This is a genomic window from Mesorhizobium sp. M7A.F.Ca.MR.176.00.0.0 (assembly GCF_004023165.1).
GTDB lineage: Bacteria > Pseudomonadota > Alphaproteobacteria > Rhizobiales > Rhizobiaceae > Mesorhizobium.
Genome location: NZ_RZTC01000198.1, coordinates 1 through 4,548, shown reverse-complemented (window position 1 = coordinate 4,548; position 4,548 = coordinate 1). Strand labels below are relative to the sequence as shown.

Below are 4,548 nucleotides of genomic sequence, written 5' to 3'. Positions count from 1 at the left end.
GATCTGGCGGGCGAACGGGAACAAAAGGCGCGGGCATTCGATGAACAGGATCGGCAGCATGTGCTCCTGCGGAAAACCTGCAATGGCGAACACACCGCCATAGACCAGCTCGACATTGAACAGCACTTCCTGGTCGAAGGACGCCTTGGCGTTCAGCGTCAGATTGACGTCGAATTGCTTGTCGGAGAGCGGGTTGGCGTTGACGTTGACGTTAATGGCGATGCCCGGCGCCTTGTCGCGGCCGCGCAGCGAATTGGGCGCGCCGGGGCTTTCGAAGGACAGGTCCTTCACATATTGCGCCAGAACGTTGAGCGACGGCTGCGCCGCATTGCCGTTTCCGTTGGCTGCGCCGACCGGCGCGTCATCTTTGCTGGCCATTAGCCTTGTCCTCTTGCCTGGGCAGCGTCGCTGACCGAATTGAAATCGGGCGTTCGCTACCATGGCGGGGATGACAAGACAAGGTTTGCCGCCTTGCTTCCGGGCTGCGGGATGGAGATGGGACGGCGCCCTAATCGTCCTTCAGGCGGCGCCACGGCGAGTTGTGATCCGGTCCGCGCTTCAGATCGTCCTCGCGCGAATAGTCGCCGTCTTCGAGGTCGATGACCCTGTCGCGCCGGCCACGAAAACCGCCGGTCGAGAAATCGGTGGCGACGACAATGCGGCCCTTGAACCGGCTCCAGGCAAAATCGCGCAATGGCGGCAGGAACAGCAGCAGGCCGATGATGTCTGATATGAAGCCGGGGATGATCAGGAGGATCGCCGCAACCACGATCATGGCGCCGTGCGCAAGGTGGCGGCTGGGGTTCTGGCCGGCGGCCATCTCGGTGCGGATGCGGGCCATCACACCAAAGCCCTGGTATCGGAGCAAAAGCACGCCGGCGATGCTTGAGGCCAGCACGAGGCCGACCGTCGCCAGCGCGCCGACCTCGCGGCCGACGATGACGAAACCGGCGATTTCCAGCAGCGGAAGCGCGAGGAGAAAGAAGGGAAGCAGCGAAATGCGCAAGTCTTGCCAACCTTTTTCGATTGTTATGATCGTTTCGATTGTTTTGGCCGCCAGCGAGCAATCGCCGCTGGCACTGAGGCTGTTAGATAGGTATGCCTGCCTTTGATTTGAATGATTGCGCCTTGCGTTCTATATGCTTTGAATGTTGAACGCTATGCGACCGTGGCCATTGGGCCTGACGGTCCGGCCACAGGGCAGGGATTGATTGGCGGAAGATATGGGATTCTTCGACTTCGGCACGATTTTCTTCCTGATTGCGGCGGTGGTCATCTTTTTCCAGCTGCGCAATGTGCTGGGCCGCCGCACCGGCAGCGAACGGCCGCCCTTCGATCCCTATTCGGCGGCTCGCACCGGCGACAAGGATGCCGCCCAGAAATCCGAAAACGTCGTCTCGCTGCCGCGCAAGCGCGCGCCAGGCGAGCCGGCTCCAGACACCTATGCCGCGATCGACGCTTTCGCCAAGCCCGATACCGACCTCAACAAGGGCCTGCGCAGCATCAAGGACAATGATCTGTCCTTCGAGCCGAAGGGTTTCGTCGACGGCGCCAAGATGGCTTACGAGATGATCGTCATGGCCTATGCCGACGGCGATCGAAAAACGCTGAAGAACCTGTTGTCGCGCGAGGTCTATGACGGTTTTGTCGCCGCCATCGGCGATCGCGAGGCCAAGGCGGAAAAGATCCAGTCCTCCTTCGTCGGCATCGACAAGGCCGACATCGTCTCGGCCGAGATGAAGGGCGGCGAGGCGCATGTCACGCTGCGCATCATCAGCGAGCTGATTTCCGCGACCCGCGACAAGGCAGGCGCGGTCATCGACGGCGACCCGGAAACCGTCGCCGAGGTCAAGGATGTCTGGACCTTCGCGCGCGACACGCGCTCGCGCGATCCGAACTGGAAGCTCGTCGCCACCGAGGAAGAAGACTAGTTCGAAACACGCGGCGAGGCTCCGGTGTCGCTATCGCCTCTTTTTGTCGAGAAAGCCTTCGGCGACCTGCCCGGCTGGGACGATGACGACCATCTGGCGGCCTTCGCTGCCTTTCGCCGCTCGGCCTTCCATGTCCTGACCAAACCCTATCGCAGCGGTGCGCTCGGCGTCGACTTCCACGCTTTTGCCGATGCCTACGCGGAGGCGCGGACCGTTTCGCCGGCGAATCGGTCGCCGACCCGCGGGGAAGCCCGCGCCTTCTTCGAGCGTCATTTTGCCCCGGCGCTTATCCCTGCCGAAAATGCCGGCGCCGGGCTCGTCACCGGTTTCTATGAACCGCAAGTCGAGGCCTCACCGGTGCGCACGGACCGATTTTCGGTGCCGTTGCTGTCGCGCCCGGCCGATCTCGTCGATATCGACGACGGAAACCGGCCGCCCGGCCTGGATCCCTACCTCGCTTTCGCGCGCCAGACGCCGAACGGGCCGGTCGAGTATCCCGACCGTGGCGAGATCGAGCGCGGCGCGCTCGACGGCAAGGGCCTGGAAATCGCCTGGCTGGCCGACAAGGTCGATGCCTTCTTCATTCACGTGCAAGGTGCCGCACGCCTCGCCATGACCGACGGCCGGCTTGTCCGCGTCACCTATGCTGCCAAATCCGGCCAGCGCTTCACCGGGCCCGGCAAGATCCTGAGCGAGATTGGCGAGATCCCGCTGGCGGAGGTGACGATGCAGTCGATCCGCGCCTGGTTCAAGGCGCATCCGGACCGCGTCGACGAGATCCTGCGTCAGAACCGCTCCTACATCTTCTTTCGCGAGGCCGATGTCGAGGACGCGGCCCTTGGCCCGATCGCCGCCGCCAAGGTGCCGCTGACGCCGGGCCGCTCGATCGCCGTCGACCGCCTGCTGCATACATTCGGCACGCCCTTTTACATCGACGCGCCGACGCTCACTGCCTTCGACGCAAAACCGTTCCGCCGCCTGATGATCGCGCAGGACACCGGCTCGGCCATCACCGGACCGGCGCGGGGCGACCTGTTCGCCGGTTCGGGCGATGCCGCGGGCGAGATCGCCGGCGTGGTCCGCAATGCCGCGGATTTTTATGCGCTGGTGCCGCGCGCGCTCGTTGCGGGTGCGGTCCGATGACCCGGCGCCCGGACAAGCTCAGCGAGGACGACCGGGTTCTGTGGAACCTGGTGGCGCGCACGGCCAAGCCGCTGAAGGGCAAATTTGCCGTCGACGTCCCCGACATTGCCGCCGAGGCCAGGCCAAATCAGCCGCAGCCGGCGCTGGCCTCTGCCAACGCCGCAGGGACCGCAAAGCCGAAGGCTCAGCAAGTCACGCACCGCCTCGACGAGCCGACGCTGGACAAATTGTCGAAAGGCCGGCTGCCGATCGAGGGCCGTGTCGACCTGCACGGCATGACCCAGGACGAGGCTTATTCGCTGCTGTTTTCGTTCCTGCACCGGGCGCATGCCGGCGGCGTCCGCTATGTCCTGGTCATCACCGGCAAGGGCTCGTCCTCCGGCGGCGATGGCGTGTTGCGTCGCGCGGTACCGGCCTGGCTGTCGACGCCCGCCTTCCGGCCGCTCGTCTCCAGCCACGACCATGCCGCCCGCAACCATGGCGGTTCGGGTGCGCTCTATATCCGCCTGCGGCGGGCGCGCCTGTGAGGAGTTCTATCATGAGGGCGGGGACATGACCCCGTTCGGAGAGAAGCTGCGCACGCTACGAGGCGAACGCGGTGTCCGCCAGAAGGACATGGCGGCGGCGATCGGCGTCAGCGCCGCCTACCTGTCGGCGCTCGAACATGGCAGGCGCGGTGCCCCGACCTGGACGCTGATCCAGAAGATCATCGGCTATTTCAACATCATCTGGGACGACGCCGAGGAACTGGCGCGGCTGGCCGAAGCCTCGCACCCGCGTGTAAAAATCGACACGTCGGGTCTTTCCCCCGCTGCCACCGAGCTTGCCAATCTGCTGGCCGAAAACATCGAGAAACTCGACGAGGCCGAGCTTCGCCGCATCACTGCATCGATCCGCGCGGCGTTGAACCAGCGGCCGTAGCCGACGATCCGAGCGTGATGCAGGTTCGCCTGCCTCAGCAGGAAACTGCCCGCCGGCGGACCGCCAGCGGGCACAGTGGTGAGATCATTTCTTGCCGGCCGTGCCGCCATTTCCGCCCCGGCCGTGATCGCCATTGCCGCCATGGCCATTGTTTCCACCCCCCAGGCAGCCCGACGCCCCGGCATCACCGCAACAGCGGCCGGCCCAGAGGTCGTTGAGGTTGGTTTTGGAACAGCTGGTGGTCTGCTCGGCCATGGCGGATCCGGCCATGCTCGACACCGCGAGAGCGGCAAGAAGGGTGTTTCGCAGAAAAGCAGTCATCTGAAGTCTCCATGGTTGGTTTCGGTTACGGCTGTGTGTCGCAGGCCGGAGCGAAATGGTTCACGGAGAAATGCGAGATTATTAGAGGATGCGCGCGGCGCCGGGCCACGAGCGAGACGCTGGCGGGACAGCGCCCCCCTCTGCCCTGCCGGGCATCTCCCCCTCGTGGGCAGGGCTATCGGATATGGAACTCCTGAGATGTCTGCTTGGCACGGACCCCCACCCCTAACCC

The 4,548-nt window shown here is 64.5% G+C and carries 6 protein-coding genes and 1 pseudogene (1 of these 7 only partly in view); 4 read left to right on the top strand and 3 right to left on the bottom strand.

Annotated features, from left to right (window positions below):
- Both secB and EOB59_RS33355 read right to left on the bottom strand, forming a co-directional pair.
- Positions 1–378, bottom strand: a pseudogene (gene secB, locus EOB59_RS33360) (protein-export chaperone SecB) (it extends 137 nt beyond the left edge of the window).
- 130 nt (positions 379–508) lie between these two features.
- Entirely contained in the window at positions 509–1,006 is a 498-nt protein-coding gene (locus tag EOB59_RS33355) for an FxsA family protein (RefSeq protein WP_127271639.1), read from the bottom strand.
- Positions 1,007–1,223: 217 nt separating this feature from the next.
- Here EOB59_RS33355 and EOB59_RS33350 point away from each other — a divergent pair, with 217 nt between their 5' ends.
- Genes EOB59_RS33350 through EOB59_RS33335 form a run of 4 tightly spaced genes read left to right on the top strand, consistent with a single transcriptional unit; the run spans position 1,224 to position 3,995 of the window.
- Positions 1,224–1,931: a Tim44/TimA family putative adaptor protein gene (locus EOB59_RS33350; RefSeq protein WP_127808569.1), complete on the top strand. Its 708-nt coding sequence runs from the start codon at positions 1,224–1,226 to the stop codon at positions 1,929–1,931.
- Positions 1,932–1,955: 24 nt separating this feature from the next.
- The gene (locus EOB59_RS33345) at positions 1,956–3,074 is read left to right on the top strand and encodes a murein transglycosylase A (protein WP_127808567.1); all 1,119 of its coding nucleotides are present in this window, start codon (positions 1,956–1,958) and stop codon (positions 3,072–3,074) included.
- Positions 3,071–3,601: a Smr/MutS family protein gene (locus EOB59_RS33340; RefSeq protein ID WP_127399003.1), complete on the top strand. Its 531-nt coding sequence runs from the start codon at positions 3,071–3,073 to the stop codon at positions 3,599–3,601. Before EOB59_RS33345 ends, EOB59_RS33340 begins: the two co-directional genes overlap by 4 nt.
- A gap of 25 nt (positions 3,602–3,626) precedes the next feature.
- Positions 3,627–3,995, top strand: a complete 369-nt coding sequence (locus EOB59_RS33335; protein WP_127331956.1) for a helix-turn-helix transcriptional regulator — start codon at positions 3,627–3,629, stop codon at positions 3,993–3,995.
- Positions 3,996–4,079: 84 nt separating this feature from the next.
- On the opposite strand, the gene EOB59_RS33330 is transcribed toward EOB59_RS33335, so the two are convergent.
- Positions 4,080–4,316 (bottom strand): hypothetical protein, encoded by a 237-nt coding sequence (locus tag EOB59_RS33330; protein WP_127268047.1) that lies wholly within the window; start codon positions 4,314–4,316, stop codon positions 4,080–4,082.
- Between the last annotated feature and the right edge of the window lie 232 nt (positions 4,317–4,548).